Source organism: Escherichia sp. AM3, from assembly GCF_032029835.1.
Taxonomy (GTDB): Bacteria; Pseudomonadota; Gammaproteobacteria; order Enterobacterales; family Enterobacteriaceae; genus Escherichia; species Escherichia coli.
The window spans coordinates 1-1,692 of record NZ_JAVUPQ010000262.1 but is presented as its reverse complement, the minus strand read 5'-3'; the positions used below and the strand labels follow the sequence as shown (position 1 = coordinate 1,692).

The following is a 1,692-nucleotide window of genomic DNA, read 5'->3' as shown; positions in this document are numbered from 1 at the left end:
CCTCATTTGACGAAGGGAGTTTTATTCAACCTGAACGGACTACGAAAATGAGCACAATGAATAAGTCAATTTTTGAAGCAGGGTTGAACTGTGCCAGTGGTGGAATATCTGGCGAACATTGTTTTTTGTTGGTGACCCAAAACTGTAGGTGGGTATCAGTTTTATCTTTCATAGAGTGAAATATGTTAAGAAGAAATGGAGGAAAAGATTGTACTGATTAGGTATTGATAACAATCAATAGTACTGGCGTATTTGAAGACAATATAATTATTTCTGGATATTGTTGAGGCTCCCTAATATTTACTTTAAGGGCTATATTAGAATAACACAGGAAACAAATATGGCAACAGCATGGTATAAACAAGTTAATCCACCACAACGGAAAGCTCTTTTTTCCGCATGGCTTGGATATGTATTTGATGGCTTTGATTTTATGATGATATTTTACATTCTTCATATTATAAAAGCAGATCTTGGCATTACGGATATTCAGGCTACTTTAATAGGGACAGTGGCCTTCATAGCCAGACCTATTGGAGGTGGTTTTTTTGGTGCCATGGCTGATAAATATGGTCGTAAGCCAATGATGATGTGGGCAATTTTCATTTACTCAGTCGGAACAGGCCTTAGCGGTATTGCTACAAACTTATATATGCTCGCAGTTTGCCGTTTTATTGTTGGCTTAGGGATGTCTGGTGAATATGCATGTGCTTCAACTTATGCGGTAGAAAGTTGGCCTAAAAATCTTCAATCTAAAGCTAGTGCTTTTTTGGTAAGTGGTTTTTCTGTTGGAAATATTATTGCGGCACAAATAATCCCTCAGTTTGCTGAAGTATATGGATGGAGAAACTCTTTTTTTATAGGCCTGTTACCAGTTTTACTAGTTCTTTGGATCAGAAAAAGTGCTCCAGAAAGTCAGGAGTGGATTGAAGATAAATATAAGGATAAATCAACATTTTTGTCTGTCTTCAGAAAACCACATCTTTCAATCTCTATGATCGTTTTCCTCGTCTGTTTTTGTCTATTTGGTGCAAACTGGCCGATAAACGGACTACTTCCTTCCTACCTGGCAGATAATGGAGTTAATACAGTGGTCATTTCAACTCTGATGACAATAGCAGGTTTAGGAACACTGACAGGTACAATATTTTTTGGTTTTGTTGGTGATAAGATTGGTGTAAAAAAAGCCTTTGTAGTCGGTCTAATAACTTCATTTATTTTCCTTTGTCCTCTTTTTTTTATTTCTGTGAAAAACTCTTCTCTTATAGGATTATGTCTCTTTGGATTAATGTTTACAAATTTAGGTATTGCAGGGTTGGTTCCAAAATTTATATATGATTACTTTCCAACAAAATTAAGAGGATTAGGGACCGGTCTTATTTATAACTTAGGGGCAACTGGAGGAATGGCCGCACCTGTATTAGCTACATACATTTCAGGATATTATGGCTTAGGTGTTTCATTATTCATTGTTACGGTTGCATTCTCTGCCTTATTAATTTTGTTAGTTGGTTTTGATATTCCAGGTAAAATTTATAAACTATCCGTGGCTAAATGATTGGAGGCTTTATGATTAATTATGGCGTTGTTGGTGTTGGATACTTTGGCGCTGAATTAGCTCGTTTTATGAATATGCATGATAATGCAAAAATTACATGTGTATACGATCCTGAAAATGGAGAAAATATTGCC

Annotated in this window: 2 protein-coding genes; both read left to right on the top strand. The window is 35.9% G+C overall.

Annotated elements, in window-relative coordinates; genetic code table 11:
- Positions 1-340 precede the first annotated feature (340 nt).
- Positions 341-1,558, top strand: coding sequence for an MFS transporter (locus tag RTW80_RS24855; RefSeq protein ID WP_000179691.1), 1,218 nt, complete (start codon positions 341-343; stop codon positions 1,556-1,558).
- Between the two features lie 11 nt (positions 1,559-1,569).
- The coding region (locus tag RTW80_RS24850; protein ID WP_215534105.1) for a Gfo/Idh/MocA family oxidoreductase at positions 1,570-1,692 on the top strand (123 nt) is incomplete at its 3' end.